The organism is Kitasatospora sp. NPDC094015, from assembly GCF_040304075.1.
Classification (GTDB): domain Bacteria; phylum Actinomycetota; class Actinomycetes; order Streptomycetales; family Streptomycetaceae; genus Kitasatospora.
Genome location: NZ_JBEOUL010000093.1, coordinates 1 through 1,242, shown reverse-complemented (window position 1 = coordinate 1,242; position 1,242 = coordinate 1). Strand labels below are relative to the sequence as shown.

Genomic DNA, 1,242 nt, shown 5'->3' with positions numbered 1-1,242 from the left:
GGCCTGTCGCTGTTCGAGATGATGCGCGGCCTCAAGGCATGGGCCGAGGTGCACATGGACGAGGTGCTGGCCAACCGCGAGACCTACGACACCCGTGGCGCCTGAACCACACCGGAGTTGCGGATCAGCGGGAACAGTTCGCGTGTACCGCGGGCCCTGGGAGTGAGGCGACCGTGTGCCCGGGCGCCGCGCCGATCGCCGCCCGCACCGGGCGCGCAGGCCGTACGGTCGGAGGCGGGGTCGAGCCGCGCGTTGCCGTCGCCCGGCCCACGGCCTTGCGACGGTGCGAGGAGACCTGCGGAGAAGGAGTTCGATCGTGCAGCTGACAGCCGAGCGCGATTCCCGGGCGGTGTCCCGGTGAGCCGCATCCTGGTGACCGGTTCGACGGAAGGGCTGGGCCGGGCCACCGCGGAGGCGCTGCAGGCCGCGGGTCACCGGGTCGTGGTGCACGCCCGCAATCCCGAACGGGCGACCGCCCTGCGGCCGCTGCTCGACCGGGGCGCGCAGGCCGTCACCGGCGACTTCGCCGAGCGCGACGCGGTGCGGCGGATCGCCGCCGAGCTGGACGACGGCGAGCCGCTCGACGCGGTGGTGCACAACGCCGGCGTGTGGAGCGGTCCGGACGTCATGCCGGTCAACATCATCGCCCCCTACCTGCTCACGGCCCTGCTGCCGGGGCCGCGCCGGCTGGTGTACCTGAGCAGCGGCTCGCACTTCGGCGGCCACCCGAGGCTGGACGGGGTGGACTGGCGGGGCCGCGGCGCCGGCTCCTACGCGGACAGCAAACTGTTCGTCACCACGCTCGCCGCCGCGCTGGCCCGCCGGCGTCCGGAGGTCCGGAGCAACGCCGTCGACCCGGGGTGGGTGCCGACCAGGATGGGTGGACCGGGGGCGCCGGACGATCTCGAACTGGGCCACCGGACCCAGGAGTGGCTGGCCGTCGCCGACGAACCCGAGGTGCTGACCACCGGCGGCTACTGGTACCACCGGCAGGTGCGGGACCCGCATCCGGCGGTGCACGACGAGGCGTTCCAGGAGCGGCTGCTCGCGGCGCTGGCGGCGGAGACCGGCACGCCGCTGTGACCGGTGTCCTGCGGCGGCGGGGTCACGGGCGTCGCCCGCCGCCGCAGGACACCCGTCTCAGTTGTCGGCCAGCAGGGCTTCGCGCAGCTTGCCGAGCGTCCGCTTGAGCATGCGGGAGATGTGCATCTGGGAGTAGCCGAGCTGCTGGCCGATCTCGGC

2 protein-coding genes are annotated in these 1,242 nt (G+C 74.0%); one reads left to right on the top strand and one right to left on the bottom strand.

From position 1 onward, the window contains the following. Positions 1-357 precede the first annotated feature (357 nt). On the top strand, positions 358-1,083 hold the full coding sequence (locus tag ABT014_RS34515) for an SDR family NAD(P)-dependent oxidoreductase (protein ID WP_350643818.1): 726 nt from the start codon (positions 358-360) through the stop codon (positions 1,081-1,083). Positions 1,084-1,140: 57 nt separating this feature from the next. Here ABT014_RS34515 and ABT014_RS34510 read toward each other — a convergent pair. After that, a partial coding sequence (locus tag ABT014_RS34510; RefSeq protein ID WP_350643820.1) for a sigma factor-like helix-turn-helix DNA-binding protein occupies positions 1,141-1,242 on the bottom strand: 102 nt, incomplete at its 5' end.